The sequence below is a fragment of the Modestobacter sp. DSM 44400 genome (assembly GCF_900107175.1).
In the GTDB taxonomy this organism is placed as follows: domain Bacteria; phylum Actinomycetota; class Actinomycetes; order Mycobacteriales; family Geodermatophilaceae; genus Modestobacter.
Genome location: NZ_FNOZ01000011.1, coordinates 72051 through 88408 on the forward strand (window position 1 = coordinate 72051; position 16358 = coordinate 88408).

Consider the following 16358-nt stretch of genomic DNA (forward strand, 5'->3'; position numbering starts at 1 on the left):
TTCAGTGCCGAGGAGCCGCTCCGGCTGGGTCCGGTACCGGCGGTGCTGCCGATGGAGTGCCGGGCGTCATGGCCGCGGCCGGGCCATGGAGAGGGCCCGGCCGCGACCTTCGGGTGCGCCGTTCACACGCGCACCCGACCGGCGATGAACTCAGAAGCGGACGTAGTCGTACTCGACCGGCAGGGAGTTGATGCCGACCGACGGCGGCGAGATCCAGCCGGCGAACTCACCCGTCTCGTAGTGCGGCACCATCAGCTCGGCAACCTGGGCCCGGTCCTCGGGGCTGGGCAGGTACCCGCCGACCGTCCGCTCCCACGTGGCGTCGTCCACGATCTCGCCCGCTGGTGTGACGTTGTGGCTGGCGAACACCCCGACCTTGCGGTTGAACCCCTGGTGGGGGACGGTCAGCCGCTCGTCGAGCCCGGCCTCCTCCAGCTCCTGGTTCCACCGCTTGACGCCGTTCTCGCAGTCGGCCGCGTACTCGTTGCGGAGGTCGAGGTTGAGCGCGGTGAGCATCGGCACGGTACGGGTGCTCATCTTCCCGTCCTCGATGAGCGGAACGTCCATCGTGAGGTCGTGCAGCACGTGGTCGTCCTTGCGACGGGTCTCCATCCAGCGGCCCTTGAGCCCGGAGGTGTAGTACCCGGCCACGTTGGACGACGTCTCGGAGCCGAAGAGGTCCATCGACACCGAGTACTGGAAGTTCAAGTACTTCTGGATGACCGACAGTGGGATGCCGCCGTACTCCCAGATGTCGTCCGTGCCGTGCTGCTTCATCAGCTCGGCGGTCCGCTGGACGGTGCGCTGCACGCCGGTGGTCCCGACGAACATGTGGTGCGCCTCTTCCTTGAGCATGAACTCGCAGGTGCGGGCCAGCGGATCGAAGGCGCTCTCCTTCAGCGTGCCGAGCTGGTACTTGCCGTCCCGGTCGGTGAAATAGGTGAACATGAAGAACTGCAGCCAGTCGGTGGTCTCCTCGTTGAAGGCCCCGAGGATGCGAGGGCTGTCAAAGTCGCCGGAGTTGCGCTTGAGCAGCTGCTCGGCCTCTTCGCGCCCGTCCTTCCCGAAGTAGGCCTGCAGCAGGTACACCATCGCCCACAGGTGCCGGCCCTCCTCCACGTTCACCTGGAAGAGGTTGCGCATGTCGTAGAGCGAGGGCGCGGTCATGCCCAGGTGCCGCTGCTGCTCGACCGAGGCGGGCTCGGTGTCGCCCTGGACGGTGATCAGTCGCCGGAGGTCGGAGCGGTACTCGCCCGGTATCTCCTGCCAGGCAGGTTCGCCCTTGTGCTGGCCGAAGCTGATCTTCCGGTCGGGGTCCTGTTCGGCGAGGAAGATGCCCCATCGGTAATCCTCCATCGGTACCCGATCGAAGTGCGCCCAGCCGTCCCGGCCGACCGCGACGGCGGTGCGCAGGTAGACGTCGTGCGTCGGGATGGACGGGCCGAGGTTCTTCCACCAGTCCAGGAACTTCGGCTGCCAGCTCTCCAGGGCGCGCTGTAGCTTCCGGTCGTTCTTCAGGTTGACGTTGTTCGGGATCTTCTCGCTGTAGTCGATCTTCGACACCGGACCGGTGGGGGTGGGGGCTTCGCCCGTGACCGTCCCGGTCGAGGGGGTGCTCTCAGTCGTGGTCATGGGTCAGACCCGCTTCCTGTCGTAGTCAGCCCGCTGACCGGTCCCGTACCGGCGCAGCGCTCCTTCGGGGCCAGCGGCGTTGGGCCGCTGGAAGATCCAGTTCTGCCATGCGGTGAGTCGGCCGAAGACCTTGGTCTCCGGGGTCTCCTGACCGGCGAAGCGCAGGTTGGCCTCCATGCCGGTGAGCGCGTCGGGTGAGAAGCTGGCCCGCTCCTGGATCAGCAGGCGGACCTCGTCCTCCCAGTCGATGTCGTCGGGCGCGGTGGTCACCAGGCCCAGCCCGAGGGCGTCAGCGGCGAGCAGGTCCCGGTCGACCGCGGCCTCCGCGGCAGCCAGTTCCTCGGCACTCCCCAAAAACCGCACCTGCAGGCGGGTGAGGTCGTTGCTCATCGGCAGCGGGCCGGTGTTGAACTCGTCGAGCCGGAGAACCGCCGGGGGGGCCGGCTCGTCGTCGTCCTCGAACTGCCCCTCGAGCATGAACGAGCGGTCGGCAGCGAATGCGATCTCGGCCAGCGCACCGACGAAGCAGCTGCCCGGCTCGATCAGCGCGAACAGGCTTCGCGACGTGGTGTCCAGTCGCTTCACGGTGCGCTTGTAGAAGCCGATGAGCTCGTTCACCAGCCAGTCCTCGCGGTGGGCGAGGAGGAACTGGTCCATGGCGGTGGCGGTCTCGACGTCGCCTTCGGTCCGCAGGAGCCAGGTGCCGACACTCAGCTCGTTCGTGCGGAGTCGGAGGATCGCGTCGTCGAGCTCCCGGGTGGCGGCCAGCAGCCAGCCCTGGGCGCCCTGCTCGTGCAGCTCCTCGACAGACGAGGGGACCGAGGTGGGTCCGAGCACGGTGATCGTGGCGGTGCCCGCGGCCCGGTCGAGCACCACGCGGACGTGCTTGTAGCGGGTGGTGTCGCCGTCCTCTTCGCGCCCCAGTGGGGTGAGGGCCACACCCCGGGCGCCGGCGCCCGGTCGCGACGACGTCGCAGCAGCCGCCGATGCCCGGCTCGCGATTTCCGCCGGGAAGTCGCTGGCCTTGGCCACGGCGTCGACGAGACGCCACTGGACGGCTCGCTCACCGCCGATGCCCTCGGCGGTGGTGGAGAAGACGTCGGCGAGGTCGCGCCGGACCCCGCGCTTGTCGACCACCCGGGTCAGACCGCCGGTGCCCGGCAGCACGCCCAACAGGGGTACCTCGGGAAGTGAGACGGCCGAGGAGTTGTCGTCGACGAGGACGATCTGCTCACACGACAGCGCCAGCTCGTAGCCGCCGCCGGCCGCTGTCCCGTTCACCGCGGCGATGAAGGGCAGCCCGGAATGGGCGGTCGCGTCCTCGATGCCGTTGCGGGTCTCGTTCGTGAACTTGCAGAAGTTCACCTTCCAGCTGTGCGAGGAAGCCGCGAGCATCCTGATGTTGGCCCCGGCGCAGAACATCCGGTCCTTGCCGCTGGTGACCACGACGGCCTTGACCTCGGGGTGTTCGAAGCGGATGCGCTGCACCGCGTCGTGGAGCTCGATGTCCACACCCAGGTCGTAGCTGTTCATCTTCAGCTCGTAGCCCGGGACGATCCCGCCGTCCTCGGCCACGTTGAGGAGGAGGGTGGCGATCTCGCCGTCGACCGACAGCGACCAGTGCTGGTAGGCCTCCGGCGAGGTGTCGAAGGAGACGGTCGAGACCGGCTGGGGGACGGCGGCAGCGGCCCCTTCGGCATCGGCCTGACGGGCGTCTTCGAGAGTGGTCACGCTGCCTCCAGGGCTCACATGCGAGGGAGTCTCGCGGGCTTCCGGGTCAATCCTGACGTGCTACACGGAATAGTGCAACCCGTCAGTCGAGTGTAGACATGCGGATTCTTGACTCTTCCTCGATCCGGCGGCCATCTGCGAGGCTGGGGCCGGTCCAGGACGGGCCGACCGGGAGGAGTCGACATGGTGACGGTGGACGCGGGAACAGCTCGACTGCGCTGGGCGAAGGAGGAGGACCCACGCTGGGACGCCGACCGGGAACGGGTCTTCGGCACCGTTCCGGAGGGTGTCTTCCGCGCCGAGGAGCGGCGCCCCGGCGACCGGCTGTCCGGTGACTGGTGGCGGGTCGAAAGTCCCGACGGGGTCATTGGGTACGGCTGGCTGGACGACGTGTGGGGGGACGCGGAGATCCTGCTGGCCATCGAGGCCGACGCCCGCGGCACCGGGGCGGGGGCCTTCGCGCTCGCCCGGCTGGAGGAGGAGGCCGCCGCACGCGGCCTCAACTACGTGCTCAATGTGGTGCGTGACACGCATCCGGAACGAGACGCGGTGGTCGCGTGGTTCCAGGCCCGGGGGTTTGCCGGCACCGAGGACGGCCGGCTGCGCAAGCAGGTGAGCGACCGGGGACGCGACATCGGGCAGCACCAGCGTGGTCGGCCCGGCACAGGTCGGGCTGCGGAGCCCGACGAGGCGCGGCGCGCCCGGTACGTGGCCGAGCGGGACCGCGCCGTCGGCCGGCCGCGGTCGGACGCCCCTGACGCGGACGGCGAACCGCTCGGACCTGGCGCGGAGGAGCAGGGCGGCTACGTCGACCAGGAGCAGCACCGCTTCTGAAGGACCGGGAGGGCTACGCCCCGGCTGCGCCGAGCGCCTCCCATGTTCCGCTCGACCGGCGCGGGATGCTCCGCATGCCGCGGCGGTCGAGCGGTCAGGCCACCCCGAGGAGGGCGTGTGCGACCGAGCTGTCGCGACGGAACTGCGGGGTCGGCGACCGGTGCACGACCCGGCCCTTGTCCATGACGGCGATTTCGTCGGCGATGGCGAAGGCCAGGTGGAGATCCTGCTCGACCACCAGCAGGGTCACCCCCTCGGCCTTCATCCCGCTGAGCGCCTCGCCGATCAGGTCGACGACTGCGGGGGCCAGCCCGTCGGAGGGCTCGTCCATGAGCACCAACCGGGGGTTGGTCAGCAGCGCCCGGGCGATCGCCAGCATTTGCTGCTCACCGCCGGACAGCTGCCCAGCGCCGTGTCGGCGCCGCTCGCCCAGCCGGGGCAGCAGCTCCAGGACGCGCTCGATGGTCCACGGGCCCTGGCCGCGGCCCCTGCGGGCCGCCAGATCCAGGTGTTCGGTCACTGACAGCGGTGCCCAGACCCGGCGTCCCTGGGGCACCAACGCCACGCCGGCGCGGGCGACGACGTCCGGGCGTCGTCCGGTGACGTCCCGGCCGTCTACCCTGACCGTGCCCGCCGAGGCGTGTACCAACCCCATGAGCGTGTTGACCAGGGTGCTCTTGCCGACTCCGTTGCGGCCCAGCAGGCCGAGCACACGCCCGGACTCGAGGTCCAGGTCGAGGCCCTGCAAGACCGTGCTGCGCCGGTAGCCGGCCTCCAGTCCGCGGACCTCCAACACTCAGACCACCTCCGTACGGACCGATGTCCCTGGCGTGCCGGCCGTCGACGACGGCCCGTCGAGGAAGAGATTCTCGCGGCCGGTACCCAGGTAGGCCTCCTGAACGGCCGGGCTGGCGCGCACCTCGTCCGGCGTACCGGTGAGCAGAACCCGGCCCAGGTGCAGCACCGTCACCGCGTCGGCGAGGGCGAAGACCACGTCCAGGTCGTGCTCGACGATGACGAGCGTGACGCTGGCCGGCAGCGAGCGGAGCAGCCGGACCAGCCGCCCGCTCTCTGCCGGGGACATGCCCGCGGCCGGTTCGTCGAGCAGCAACAGTTGGGGTTCGCAGGCCAGCGCGACCGCGACCTCCAGCTGCCGCCGTTCGCCGTGCGAGAGCGAGGCCACCGGAGTGCCCGCCCGGTCCTCCAGCCCCACGTCCACGAGCAGGCCGCCGACCCGGTCCCGTGCCGCAGCCTGCCGACGGGGGAGCAGGGAGTGCCGGGAGCCGTGCCGGCGCTGTGCGGCGAGCAGCACGTTGTCCTCGACCGTTTGGCTGAGGAACAGGCTGGAGTGCTGCAGCGTCTGGCTGATCCCGCGCCGGGCCCGCTGCGGCTCCGACCGGCCGGTGAGGTCCTGGCCGGCCAGGGTGAGAGTTCCGGCGGTGACCGGCATGCTCCCGGTGATCAGCTTGAACAGGGTGCTCTTGCCCGCGCCATTGGGTCCGATCAGGGCATGTCGGGCACCGGCCGGGACGTCGAGGGAGACGTCGTCGACCGCCTTGAGTGCACCGAAGTGCCGGCTCACTCCGGACAGCGACAGCAGCGGCGAGGTCATGCGGTGCCTCCGGTGGGGCCGGTGGGGCCGGTGCGGCGGGCGCGGAGCCCGGCGAGGCCGGCGAACCCACGGGGCAGCACGTAGACGGCGATGACGAACACCAGCCCGAGCACCAGTGGGCCGTGCCCATCCAGGTTCGGACCGAGCGCGTCCCGGACCCAGACGACGACGGCCGCGCCGAGCACCGGCCCCCACAGCGTGCCGGCGCCGCCGAGGATGACGGCCAGCAGGACCAGTGAGCTGGCCGCGGTCCCGGCCTCGGACGGCGTCACGAGTCGGACCTGGGCGGCGAACAGTCCGCCCGCCAGGCCCGCGAAGCCACCGGCCAGCACGAACGCGGCCAGCTTGTAGCGAAACGGGGAGTACCCCAGCGACCGCATCCGCGGCTCGTTGTCCCGGATGCCCCGCAGCACCGCGCCGAAGGGGGAGCGGGAGATCAGCCACATCATGCCGAAGCCCAGGACGGCGACGACGAGCACGAACCAGTAGACGTACCCGGGCAGCGTCAGTGCCGCGCCGCCGACGCGCACTGCCGGGATGCCGAAAAGCCCGTTGGAGCCGCCGGTCACCGACGACAGGCTCTGTGCCAGCTGGAAGACGAGCTCGCCGATGGCCAGGGTGAGCATGAGGAAGAAGACGCCGCTGCTACGGACTGCGAGCCACCCGGTGGTCGCCGCCGCGACCGCGCCGGCTCCCGCGGCTGCGAGCACCGGGACCACGCCCTCGCTGGTCACGTGCAGCGAGATCAGACCGGCGGTGTACGCGCCGACGCCGAAGTAGGCGGCGTGACCGAGCGAGGGGAGTCCGGTGACCCCCACCAGGAGGTCCAGGCTGACGGCGAACAGGGCGAAGACCAGGACGCGGGACAAGGTGCTGGTGCCGAAGGGGTCGACGAACAGCGGCACCGCGGCGAGGACCAGCAGGATCAGCAACGCCAGCACGGCCGGCACCACCCGGCGGGGGCCTCGGCCGGGCGGGCGGCCGGGGGATGCCGGGGGAGGAGCGGACTCGGCCGCCGGGACGATGGCCACGTCGCTCATGTGCCTGCCAGCTTCCGGGGGCCGAAGAGACCGCGCGGCCGTAGCACCAGGACGAGCGCGAGGGTGCCGAAGAGGATGAAGGAGGCGAGGTCGGGCAGCAGGGCGCGGCCCAGCGACTCGACCTGACCGATGACGAGCGCGCCGATGAGGGCTCCCTTGACCGAGCCGAGGCCGCCGATGACGACCACGACGAGCGCGAGGATCAGGATGGTGTCGTCCAGGCCGGGGCGGGCCCCGTACACCGGGCCGCCGAGGACGCCGGCGACGGTGGCCAGCATGGACCCGATGGCGAGCACGGCCACCTTGACCTTGCGGTTGTCGATGCCCATCGCCGACACCATGTCGCGGTCGGCGACGCTCGCGCGCACCAGGGCGCCCACCGACGTCCGCTCGACCACGACGAAGACGATGACGGCCAGCACGAGACCGACCCCGATGAGGGCGAGCCGATAGGTCGGATAGGCGTTGCCGGCCACCGCGACGCTGCCGTCGAGCCCGGGGGGCGGGGAGATGGAGAAGACGTCGTTGCCGTAGATGATCGACAGCACCTCGGCGACGACCAGCGAGACACCCAGGGTCAGCAAGGCCTGGTCGAGGATCGGCCTGCGGGCCAGCGGCTCGGTCATGCCCGAGAGTGCGCCCCCGGCGATCAGGCCGGCCAGCGCGGCGATGCCCAGCGCGGTGAGGAAACCCCCCCAGGACGGCTCGCCTGCGGCGAAGGTCACCGCCAGGTACGACCCGACCAGGTACAACGCCCCGTGCGCGAGGTTCAGCACGTCCATCATCCCGAATACGATGGACAGTCCCACCGCGAGGATGAACAGCAGCGAGCCGATGGCGAAACCGTTCAGGATGCTGACCAGGTTCGCGTCGAACCAGCCGGCCATGGGCAGGCTCCTATGGGTGTGGGCAACGGTCCGGGCCGGGGCGTCCGCCCCAGCCGCGGACCGGCGGCGGGAGGATCACGGCTGGTCGTAGACGCCCAGCTCGCTCACCACCGCGTTGATCGGGCTGCTGCCCTGCATCGTGACCTCCCGCAGGTAGACCGTCTGCTTGGGGTTCTGACCGCTGAACGTCCACGGCCCGCGGGGGCTGTCGTCGATCACGCCCAGGCCATCGAGCGCGCCGGACAGGGCGTCGCCGGTGACGTCCCCCGCCTCGGCCAGTGCCCGGTTGAGCACGTTCGCCGCATCGAAGGTGGCCATCGCGAAACACGTGGGAAGGGCGTCGTAGGCCTTCTGGTAGGCCGCCACGAAGGCGGTGTTCGCCTCGTTGTCGATCTCGGTCGAGTAGTGCAGTGCGGTCTGCACCCCGACCGCCGAGGCGCCCTGGCCCTTCAGCACGCTGCCCTCGGTGAGGAAGCCCGACCCGTACAACGGGGTCGTGGCCTTGAGACCGAACTGGTCGTACTGCTTGACGAAGGTGACCGCCTCGCCACCGGAGTAGAAACAGAACACCGCCTTGGCCCCGGATTCCTGCACGCCGGAGAGGAAGGGCTGGTAGTCCTGAGTCGTGCCGAACGGGGTCAGTGCCTGGCCGGCGAGCGTGCCGCCGCCGCCCTCGTAGGCCTTGGTGAACGCCACGACGTTCTCCTGACCGGCGGCGTAGTCCGGCGCCATGATGTAGACGGGGCCGACGCCCTCCTTGGCGAGGTGCTCACCCATGGCCGCCGAGTTCTGCGCGTTGGTGAACGAGGCCCGCCACACGTAGGGGGTGCGGGCCGCGCCGGTGATCGCCACTGCGCCGGCGTTGGAGATCAGCAGCAACTTCTTGGCCTCGGCGAACTGGGCGGCGGCACCCAGCGCCGTCGCCGAGTTCACGATGCCGACGACCACGTCGACCTGCTCGTTCTGCAGCAGGCCCTGGATGGCGGGCACGCCGGTGTCGGGGCCCTCGCCCTCGTCGGCGGTCACGGTCGTGACGGTGTAGTCGCCCATCTTCCCGCCGTTCTGGTCCAGCCAGAGCTGCCAGCCGTTCTGCATGTCGACGCCCAGCGGCGTGTAGACCCCGGCCTGGGGGATGACCAGACCCACCTTGACGGCACCGCCGCCCGAGCTGCCTGCGCCGCTGCCGCCGCCGAGGCTGCCGCCACCGCAGGCGGAGAGCGCGAGGGTCCCGGCCCCAGCACCCAGGACGCCGAGGAAGGACCGGCGGGACAGATCTGGGAAGTCCATGAGGGTCTCCGGAGTGGCAGGGACGTGCTACAGATGCACGTCGATCGTCAACGAAGGGTGTAGAAGGCGCAGTGCTGTGTCAAGTATCGCGTCCCCGAGCGAGAAATGGTTACAGGTAGGTGCCCTCCCGAAGCGGACCCTCGGGAGGTCGGGCGCGCTGTTCGGACTCGAAGACGAGGAGTGTCAGGATGCCCGGTGTGGAGGCCGTCGAGGGTCCGTTCGTCACGCGGCGTCAGGAGCTGGGAACGGCCAGCGCGCGGAGTCTGCTGCTGACCGTGCTGGGCGAGTTCGTGCTGCCCAGTGGACGACCGGTGTGGACGGCCACGCTGATCGAGCTGCTCGCTGATCTGGAGGTCGCCGAGAAGGCCGCTCGCCAGGCCATCATGCGGACCGCGGACAGCGGGTGGATCCAGGGCAATCGGGTCGGCAGGGAGACCCGCTGGCAGCTCACCGATGCGGGCACCCGCCTGCTGCGAGAGGGGACCGACCGGATCTACGGCTTCGCGTCGAATGCGCGGGCCTGGGACGGTCAGTGGCTGGTGATGACGGTCGGGGTCCCCGAGAACGAGCGGGCACTGCGCCAGCGGCTGCGAACCCAACTCGGGTGGGCCGGCTTGGGATCGGTGAATGCCAGTACGTGGGTCACCCCGTGGACGGACCGGGAGCCCGAGGCGCTGGGCGTGCTCGACGACCTCGGATTGCTGTCCGGCAGTTGGTCCTTCGTGGCCGCGGCAGGGAAGATCGGTGACGAGCGGTCGCTGGCCCGCAGTGCCTGGGACCTCGACGTCATAGAGCGCCGCTACGAGGAGTTCCTCGACCTGGTGAGCCGGCGTCGGCCGCGGACCGACCGGCAGGCGCTGGTCGCGCAGGTCCGGCTGATCCAGGAGTGGCGCCGGTTCCCGCTGTTGGACCCCGGGTTGCCCCGCGAGCTCCTGCCGCCCCGGTGGAGCGGCAACCGGGCTGCGGAGGTCTTCCGAGAGCGGCACGCCAGCTGGGCTCCGCGAGCCCAGCTGGCGTGGGACTCCGTGGCGCGGCAGGACTGACTCAGGCGGGTACGGCATGCTGCGCCAGCCAGGCCCGCCCGGCGTCGGTGATGACCCGCATGTCCCGCTCGGCATGCAGCAAGGACGGTTCCTGCCGGTAGAGGCGGGCGACGAGGTGGCTGTCCGAGGTCAGCTCGCGGGCGAGGTGGTGCGCCTCGAGCTTGTGCAGTTGGCCGCCCGGGGCCTCGGCGAAGCGCTGCAGAAGGGCGGCCTGGGCCGTCGCAGCGTCCGGTCGCGGGGTCCCGGCCCCCGACGTCGCGGGCGGTTCCTCGTCCAGGAGGGCGGTGATCGCCCGAGAAAAGGTCTGCACCAGGTCCCGGATCCGGTCGTCGCGGGAGCCGGCGGCGGACTCACCGCCTGATCCCTGCCACGTGCGCTGCGGGTGCCGGCGGAGGTACTCCTGTTCCAGTTCGAGCATCCGTTCGGTGTGCGTGCGGAACTGCTCGGCGGTGCCGTGCAGGAAGACCCAGTGCCGCATGGCGTGCGCGTGCACGCCCTGACGCTCCAGCTCCTCGTCGGACAACTCGCGGGCCGGGATGCCCGGTCGGTCGGTCATGGCCGCTCCCTCGCTCGATGGCCGGCCGCGATGTGACCGGCGCTTCATCGTGCTGGGTCCGACGGCCGGTGTCACGCGGGGCCCGGACGGCGCAGGTGCGGTCAGCGGGCGACGGCGGTCCACCGGTGCACGTCGCCGGGGCTGCCGACCACCAGTCGCCGGGCTGCCAGCAGTCGTAGGTGCGCGTCCGTCTCGGTGACGGCGAAGATCCGCATCCGGCGCAGCACCGTGCTGTCCTACGACGGGACCGGCCACGCCGTCGCGCTGGCTGCACGGGGGCACACCGCCGATCGCCCACGTTGCCCGCGAGTTCGTGCGCGGCGCGGCGCACGCGCACGGCCGGATCCTCGTCCTCGACCGCGACGACGCGGAGGAGAGCACCGGGCACGGCATCCCCATGCCGATGCTGGTGCACGGCGGCCCGGGTCGGGCGGGAAACGGCGAGGAGTTGGCGGCATGCGGGGTGTCGTGCGGTACATACAGCGGACTGCCGTGCAGGCGTCCCCGGCACTGCTGGCCCGCGTCGGCGACGGTGCCGGTTCCCGTCGTCCTGACGGTCGGACGGGACGCCCGACCCCGCAGCCGGGGACTGGCTCCGGGCCGGCGAGGGTGTGGTCGGTGTGCTGCTCTTCTGCAAGTACAGCCCCCAGGCGACCGGCTACCAGCCCATTCGACGCTCCTGCTCTTCGTCGAGCCGCACCCGCGCAGGCTCCGCCCAGTGGCCAACGTCGACCCGCACCGACACTGGCCCGGCGTGTCCGGGCAGGCCGTCAACGCCCGCGCCATCGCCATCGCTCCGGCTCCGGGAGGACGTCCCCAGATGCCAGGTCAGAACGCCCTACGGGTCTACTCGGGCCTCACCGTGGCCTGAGGGCCGCTCGCCACTGCCAGCACCTCGTGCGGCCTCACGAACTTGCGGCCGGCGGCTCGACCAGGCAGGTCAAGCGACCGCTGTAGGCGAGCCGCCCGTCGTCCGAGGACACCTCGATCAGGTAGGTGGCGAGAGGCAGCTCCGCGCCGGCCGGTGTGAAGACCGCCGTCACGTGCCCCGACGTGACCGACAGGTGGTAGCTCGCATTCAATTCGATGCCCACGACGCGTGCACCGGTCCGGCACCGAGTGCGGCGGCATACGAGCCCGCGGTCTCGATGAGGCTGGGTATTGCCATCTACGGGCATCCGGGCGACGACGTGCTGCGGGTCCCGGTCGACGATCTCGATGCCCAACTTTTGGTCGAGCGCGCTCGCGAGGTCGGTGGGGAACCAGGCCGGTGCGGTGACGCGCGCAGCGTAGTCAGGGCAGTTCAGACCTGCCTGCGTGCTCAGCCGTGCGGCGGAGCGTGGGTGCCCAGCTCCTTCAGCTGTCGGACCGGCACCCGGTGATTGATCGCAACCGCGGCCACCGGACCGGAACTTGTCCCCGTCGACGGACGTCTCGAGGGCGAGCACAGTCACATGCTCACGCCACCACGCCACGCTCGCGGAGCGTCGCGATCTGCTCGTCGTCGAATCCCAGCCCGGCAAGCACCGCGTCGGTGTGCTCGCCGGCGGGCACCGGCGGCCACCGGACCTGGGTCGGGGTGCGACTGAAGCGCGGGGCGGGTGCGGGTTGTTGAACGCCACCGACCTCAGTGAAGGTGGCCCGGGCAACATTGTGCGGATGGTGCAGGGCCTCGCTCATAGTCAGCACCGGCGTGACACACGCGTCGCTGCCCTCAAGGAGAGCGCACCACTCGTCTCTGGTTCGCCGCCGGAACGCAGTGGCAAGCCGCTCCTTCGTCCGCGGCCACTCTGTGCGGTCCCACTGGTCGGGCAGTTGGGAGGCGTCGATGCCCAGCCCGTTCATGAGTTCGGCGTAGAACTTCGGCTCCATTGCTCCGACGGCGACGAACTTGCCGTCGGAGGTTTCGTAGACCTCGTAGAAGGGAGCGCCTCCGTCGTTGAGGTTGGCCTCCCTGCGCTCGTCCCAGGCACCCCGGCCGAGCAGTTCGTACATCATCGTCATGAGCAGCGCGGAACCGTCCACCATCGCGCTGTCCACCACTTGGCCCCGGCCCGACGAACGCCCCTCAAAGAGCGCCGCAACGATGCCCAGCGCCAGGAGCATGCCGCCGCCACCGAAATCCCCGACGAGGTTCAAGGGCGGGACCGGACGCTGCTCTCGCCGCCCGACGTGCGCAAGGACACCGGACAGTGCAACGTAGTTGATGTCGTGGCCGGCGGCTCGCGCATTGGGCCCTTCCTGTCCCCAGCCGGTCATCCGGCCGTATACGAGGGAGGGATTTCGCGCGAGGCAGTCGTCGGGGCCCAGCCCCAATCGCTCGGTCACTCCAGGACGGAAGCCCTCGATGAGGACATCGGCCCGGTCGAGCAGTTGGAACGCCGTTTCCAGACCATCGGGCGACTTGAGGTCGATGGCCACCGAACGACGTCCCCGTCCCAACGTGCCCTGGGTCATGGCAGCGATGGGGTTGTCCGGCGCCGTCCCGACCGTGGACGGCCGGTGGACGGAGATGACGTCGGCACCAAGGTCACTGAGAAGCATGGCGCAGAACGGTGCCGGGCCGGCCGCAGCCAGCTCGATCACCGTCACACCGTCAAGAGGCCCCATCGCCCAGCCCGCTCTCGTTGGTCGCAGGTCCGCGATCGGGGTGCCCCGCCGACGGTGGCCGTTCGTTCCACACGGCCGAACGCATCTGCATGGCGGTCCGCTGTGCCGATGACTCGGCGCACGGCAAGACGACCTGCAAGCCATCTCCGGGTAGCGTCCGTATCCTCCCGCTGGCTGGAGACGGCAACCGACCGACCGCCCTTACTGTACGATCATTAGCCACACTAGGTGGCTCGAACATCAGCGTCAAGCCGCGGCTGAGGTAAACCTCGGCATGGTCCCGGGGAGCAGGCATGGCACAGCAACCAGGCAGGGCTCAGCCCAAGGGTGGACCCCGCAGCAATAGCCGTCGGCCGGCGGCCGAGACCGAAAGTGCGTTCATCAGTGCTGCTACCGAGTTGTTTGCCGAGCGGGGATACAACGGAACGTCGATATCGGACCTTGCCGCGCGGCTGGGCTTGACCACGGCGAGCCTCTACTACCACGTTTCGGGTAAGCAAGAACTCCTTCTGCGTGTCCTGGACACCGGCATGGCGGAATTTCTCGACCGCCTCGAAAGCATTGCAGCACAGGACATCGATCATCGGTCGAAGCTGCGGCAGGCCGTCGAGAACCACCTGTCCTTCGTGCTGCACCACAAGGACGCCGTGACCGTGTTCCTGCGCGAGCGCCGCTTTCTCGAGTCTCCCTACAAGGAAGAATACGAGCACCGTGTCGACCGCTACGACGCACTGTTCGCTGGCATAATCGAAGATGGAATGGCTTCTGAAGAGGTGCCAGCCGGCGATCCCCATCTCGTCCGGCTGGCCATTCTCGGCATGATCAACTGGATCGTGGAGTGGTACGAACCCGGCGGCCGACTCAGTGCTGACGAGATCCTCGCTACCTTCGCCGACCTGGTCACCGAGCGCATGTTGAGTGCGCCTCCAGCCCGGCGTCCCCTACCCGCCGAAGGCGGCCTCGGCGACTGAGCCGCTCGGTAGCGTGGCGCAGCGTTGACCTTCACGGATGTTGTAGGGGGATGGTGGCAGCTCGTTTGAGGAGTCGCTGCTGTGTCCCTCACTGTCCTTGCTGTGACCGCGGAGCTATCCGAGCTCGGTGATTCGCTGACCTGCTGGAGACGTGGGCGGTCGCGATGCGCGAGGAGTTGCCCGCTGCAGGGCTCTGGCGAGCGCAGGATGCAGCGCAGAAGGCGCCGTCCTCCGAGTCGCCGACGGTGTAGCCGAGCACTTCTCGGTGCCCGTCGGCAGCCAAGCCGGTGGCGATGACGACGGTCTGGCAGACGACTCCGCGCTCGACCCGGTTTCTTGCAGTAGGGCGCGTCCACAGGCCAGCCGCAGGCGGCGAAAGCCAGGTGAACCGCCCCGGCGAGTCCGGAGACTCCAGCCCTCGAGACGGAGTCGTGGCAGATCGGACTACCCGTTGGGCACCGGCTCGACCGAGACGGTGCCTACGTGGGTGCGCCGTGCCGAGGTCGATACCGGGGAACAGCCCGGGGTGATCAGCGAGGACTGTGCCGATCTGCGCCGAGCTGCGCCGGCTGCGGGCAGAGAACCGGGGACTGCGCCGGGCGAACTACTTCCAGGGGCTCACTCGGCCTGCAGGAGCAGAGCGGGCCGGGCGGCCAGGGCGCAGCCGGCGATCCTCGCCGGGTCATCTGCCCCCCACCACATCGCGCCCGTTCGCCGGTAACTGACGACGTACGACACCGACCTGGGATCGAGCGCTTGCCGCTGAGCGCTGCGGTCAGCCACTGAAGAGCATCGACAGGCCGGTGGTCCCCCGGCATACGGCATTGACAACTGAGAGGCAGGTCACCAGACTCCTTACTGCACGCTCGTTAAGTGGAGAGGGAGCGACCATGAGTAGTCGACTGTTGCGGTTTCACGCGTCGCGGGGCGTCATCGGCGCGGTTGCCGTCGCCCTCGCGCTCGCGGCATGCGGTGGTGGCGACGTGGGAGGCACAGGTGCCGCCGGGGGCACGGTCAAGATCGGACTCCCGCACCCCTTGACCGGGGTATGGGCGGAGGGGGGCCAGAACGCGCTGAACGGCGCGCTGCTGGCCATCGACGACGTGAACGCCGCCGGAGGTATCAAGTCCCTCAAGGGCGCCAAGCTGAGCGGTGTCCCTGCTGACACCAGTTCCGATGATCCCGGGCAGGCGGCCTCCGTTACCCGCCGACTCGTCCAGCAGGACGGGGTCAGCGCACTGATCGGCGCCTACGTCTCGGCGCTGAGCCTGACGGCGAGCACCGAAGCCGAGAAGGCGGGTGTTCCCATGTTGACCCAGGCGTACACGGACGAGCTGACGAAGCGCGGCTACCACTTCCTCTTCCAGCTTCCGCCGCCGTCCTCGGCCATCGGCGCACAGACGGTCCCCTACGTCCAGGACGCCTTCGCCACCGCGAACATCCCCCTCCAGCGAGTAGCGGTGGTGTCCTCGAACGATGCGGCACTCAAGGCGCAGGCGGAGGGCACGGCCAGTGTCGCGCAGTCCAAGGGCCTGGAGGTCGTCTCCACGGAGTTCTACCCGATCGACATCACGGACGCGTCCGTGATGTCCCAGCAGGTGATCGGCACCCGTCCCGACATCGTGTTCCTCGGTGGCCCCACGGCAGCCTCGATCCTGGTCGTTCAGACCTTGCGCAGCCTCGGGTACACCGGACCCGTCGTGGGCCTTGGCGGCGGCGGAATCCTGGACAAGGGCTTCGGCGACGCGCTGGGAGACAACGTCAATGGCGTGCTCAGCATGGCCGCGTGGAACTGGGACATGCCCTTCGACGGGATGGTCGACGTCAACAAGCGCTACATGGACCGCTTCGACCAGCCGTTCATGCCGCAGGAAGCCGGCGAGTCGTACGTGGCCGTCTGGGATCTCGCCCAGTCCATGGAGGACGCCGGCAGCAGCGAACCCAAGGACATCGCGACCGCTTTGCAGATGCTGTCCATGACCACCGGCCCGGGGTCGTTCATGCCGGGCCAGAAGGTGAGTTTCAGCGAGAGTGGATTGAACCCCGACACATTCCCGATGCTCATCCAATGGCAGGACGGCGTACCGAAGGGCGTCTGGCCCATGGACGTCCAGGCCGTCCCGCCGATCGCTGCCAGCCAGTAGCGCGCGGCGAA

Annotated in this window: 16 protein-coding genes; 4 read left to right on the top strand and 12 right to left on the bottom strand. The window is 69.7% G+C overall.

Annotated elements, in window-relative coordinates:
* Positions 1 to 150: 150 nt before the first annotated feature.
* Together boxB and boxC are read right to left on the bottom strand one after the other, a co-directional pair.
* Positions 151 to 1632 (bottom strand): benzoyl-CoA 2,3-epoxidase subunit BoxB, encoded by a 1482-nt coding sequence (gene boxB, locus BLW04_RS09675; RefSeq protein ID WP_217630957.1) that lies wholly within the window; start codon positions 1630 to 1632, stop codon positions 151 to 153.
* Positions 1633 to 1635: 3 nt separating this feature from the next.
* Entirely contained in the window at positions 1636 to 3363 is a 1728-nt protein-coding gene (gene boxC, locus BLW04_RS09680; protein WP_091539336.1) for a 2,3-epoxybenzoyl-CoA dihydrolase, read from the bottom strand.
* Positions 3364 to 3546: 183 nt separating this feature from the next.
* Between boxC and BLW04_RS09685 the strand changes: the two genes are divergently transcribed.
* The gene (locus tag BLW04_RS09685) at positions 3547 to 4197 is read left to right on the top strand and encodes a GNAT family N-acetyltransferase (protein ID WP_091539340.1); all 651 of its coding nucleotides are present in this window, start codon (positions 3547 to 3549) and stop codon (positions 4195 to 4197) included.
* Between the two features lie 94 nt (positions 4198 to 4291).
* On the opposite strand, the gene BLW04_RS09690 is transcribed toward BLW04_RS09685, so the two are convergent.
* The 5 genes from BLW04_RS09690 to BLW04_RS09710 form a co-directional block, all read right to left on the bottom strand.
* Entirely contained in the window at positions 4292 to 4993 is a 702-nt protein-coding gene (locus tag BLW04_RS09690) for an ABC transporter ATP-binding protein (RefSeq protein ID WP_091539344.1), read from the bottom strand.
* The gene (locus BLW04_RS09695) at positions 4994 to 5809 is read right to left on the bottom strand and encodes an ABC transporter ATP-binding protein (RefSeq protein ID WP_091539348.1); all 816 of its coding nucleotides are present in this window, start codon (positions 5807 to 5809) and stop codon (positions 4994 to 4996) included.
* On the bottom strand, positions 5806 to 6849 hold the full coding sequence (locus tag BLW04_RS09700; RefSeq protein ID WP_091539351.1) for a branched-chain amino acid ABC transporter permease: 1044 nt from the start codon (positions 6847 to 6849) through the stop codon (positions 5806 to 5808). Before BLW04_RS09700 ends, BLW04_RS09695 begins: the two co-directional genes overlap by 4 nt.
* Positions 6846 to 7736, bottom strand: a complete 891-nt coding sequence (locus BLW04_RS09705) for a branched-chain amino acid ABC transporter permease (protein WP_091539355.1) — start codon at positions 7734 to 7736, stop codon at positions 6846 to 6848. Before BLW04_RS09705 ends, BLW04_RS09700 begins: the two co-directional genes overlap by 4 nt.
* Positions 7737 to 7811: 75 nt before the next feature.
* Positions 7812 to 9023 (bottom strand): ABC transporter substrate-binding protein, encoded by a 1212-nt coding sequence (locus BLW04_RS09710; protein ID WP_091539358.1) that lies wholly within the window; start codon positions 9021 to 9023, stop codon positions 7812 to 7814.
* Between the two features lie 188 nt (positions 9024 to 9211).
* On the opposite strand from BLW04_RS09710, the gene BLW04_RS09715 reads away from it, so the two are divergent.
* The gene (locus BLW04_RS09715) at positions 9212 to 10066 is read left to right on the top strand and encodes a PaaX family transcriptional regulator (protein WP_175483978.1); all 855 of its coding nucleotides are present in this window, start codon (positions 9212 to 9214) and stop codon (positions 10064 to 10066) included.
* A gap of 1 nt (position 10067) precedes the next feature.
* Here BLW04_RS09715 and BLW04_RS26625 read toward each other — a convergent pair whose 3' ends face one another.
* From BLW04_RS26625 to BLW04_RS09735, 4 genes are all read right to left on the bottom strand, one after another.
* Positions 10068 to 10622 (bottom strand): DUF6158 family protein, encoded by a 555-nt coding sequence (locus BLW04_RS26625; protein ID WP_175483979.1) that lies wholly within the window; start codon positions 10620 to 10622, stop codon positions 10068 to 10070.
* Between the two features lie 101 nt (positions 10623 to 10723).
* On the bottom strand, positions 10724 to 10849 hold the full coding sequence (locus tag BLW04_RS29150; protein ID WP_256375475.1) for a hypothetical protein: 126 nt from the start codon (positions 10847 to 10849) through the stop codon (positions 10724 to 10726).
* 678 nt (positions 10850 to 11527) lie between these two features.
* Positions 11528 to 12070: a PaaI family thioesterase gene (locus BLW04_RS28300; RefSeq protein WP_254781223.1), complete on the bottom strand. Its 543-nt coding sequence runs from the start codon at positions 12068 to 12070 to the stop codon at positions 11528 to 11530.
* Positions 12071 to 12080: 10 nt separating this feature from the next.
* A complete protein-coding gene (locus tag BLW04_RS09735) occupies positions 12081 to 13232 on the bottom strand; it encodes a CaiB/BaiF CoA transferase family protein (RefSeq protein WP_091539366.1) in 1152 nt (383 codons plus the stop codon).
* A gap of 293 nt (positions 13233 to 13525) precedes the next feature.
* On the opposite strand from BLW04_RS09735, the gene BLW04_RS09740 reads away from it, so the two are divergent.
* A complete protein-coding gene (locus BLW04_RS09740; RefSeq protein ID WP_091539370.1) occupies positions 13526 to 14203 on the top strand; it encodes a TetR/AcrR family transcriptional regulator in 678 nt (225 codons plus the stop codon).
* Between the two features lie 88 nt (positions 14204 to 14291).
* Here the strand turns inward: BLW04_RS09740 and BLW04_RS29590 are convergent, their stop codons facing one another.
* On the bottom strand, positions 14292 to 14486 hold the full coding sequence (locus BLW04_RS29590) for a hypothetical protein (RefSeq protein WP_371327784.1): 195 nt from the start codon (positions 14484 to 14486) through the stop codon (positions 14292 to 14294).
* Between the two features lie 607 nt (positions 14487 to 15093).
* On the opposite strand from BLW04_RS29590, the gene BLW04_RS09745 reads away from it, so the two are divergent.
* Entirely contained in the window at positions 15094 to 16347 is a 1254-nt protein-coding gene (locus tag BLW04_RS09745; RefSeq protein WP_091539374.1) for an ABC transporter substrate-binding protein, read from the top strand.
* Positions 16348 to 16358 lie beyond the last annotated feature (11 nt).

Excerpts from the sequence above, each read along its gene's own strand:
- BLW04_RS09700 (WP_091539351.1), bottom strand. The coding sequence starts at position 6,849 with ATGAGCGACGTGGCCATCGTCCCGGCGGCCGAGTCCGCTCCTCCCCCG.
- BLW04_RS09715 (WP_175483978.1), top strand. The coding sequence starts at position 9,212 with ATGCCCGGTGTGGAGGCCGTCGAGGGTCCGTTCGTCACGCGGCGTCAG.
- BLW04_RS09735 (WP_091539366.1), bottom strand. The coding sequence starts at position 13,232 with ATGGGGCCTCTTGACGGTGTGACGGTGATCGAGCTGGCTGCGGCCGGC.
- BLW04_RS09740 (WP_091539370.1), top strand. The coding sequence starts at position 13,526 with ATGGCACAGCAACCAGGCAGGGCTCAGCCCAAGGGTGGACCCCGCAGC.
- BLW04_RS26625 (WP_175483979.1), bottom strand. The coding sequence starts at position 10,622 with ATGACCGACCGACCGGGCATCCCGGCCCGCGAGTTGTCCGACGAGGAG.
- boxB (WP_217630957.1), bottom strand. The coding sequence starts at position 1,632 with ATGACCACGACTGAGAGCACCCCCTCGACCGGGACGGTCACGGGCGAA.
- BLW04_RS09685 (WP_091539340.1), top strand. The coding sequence starts at position 3,547 with ATGGTGACGGTGGACGCGGGAACAGCTCGACTGCGCTGGGCGAAGGAG.
- BLW04_RS09710 (WP_091539358.1), bottom strand. The coding sequence starts at position 9,023 with ATGGACTTCCCAGATCTGTCCCGCCGGTCCTTCCTCGGCGTCCTGGGT.
- BLW04_RS09695 (WP_091539348.1), bottom strand. The coding sequence starts at position 5,809 with ATGACCTCGCCGCTGCTGTCGCTGTCCGGAGTGAGCCGGCACTTCGGT.
- BLW04_RS09705 (WP_091539355.1), bottom strand. The coding sequence starts at position 7,736 with ATGGCCGGCTGGTTCGACGCGAACCTGGTCAGCATCCTGAACGGTTTC.
- BLW04_RS09745 (WP_091539374.1), top strand. The coding sequence starts at position 15,094 with ATGAGTAGTCGACTGTTGCGGTTTCACGCGTCGCGGGGCGTCATCGGC.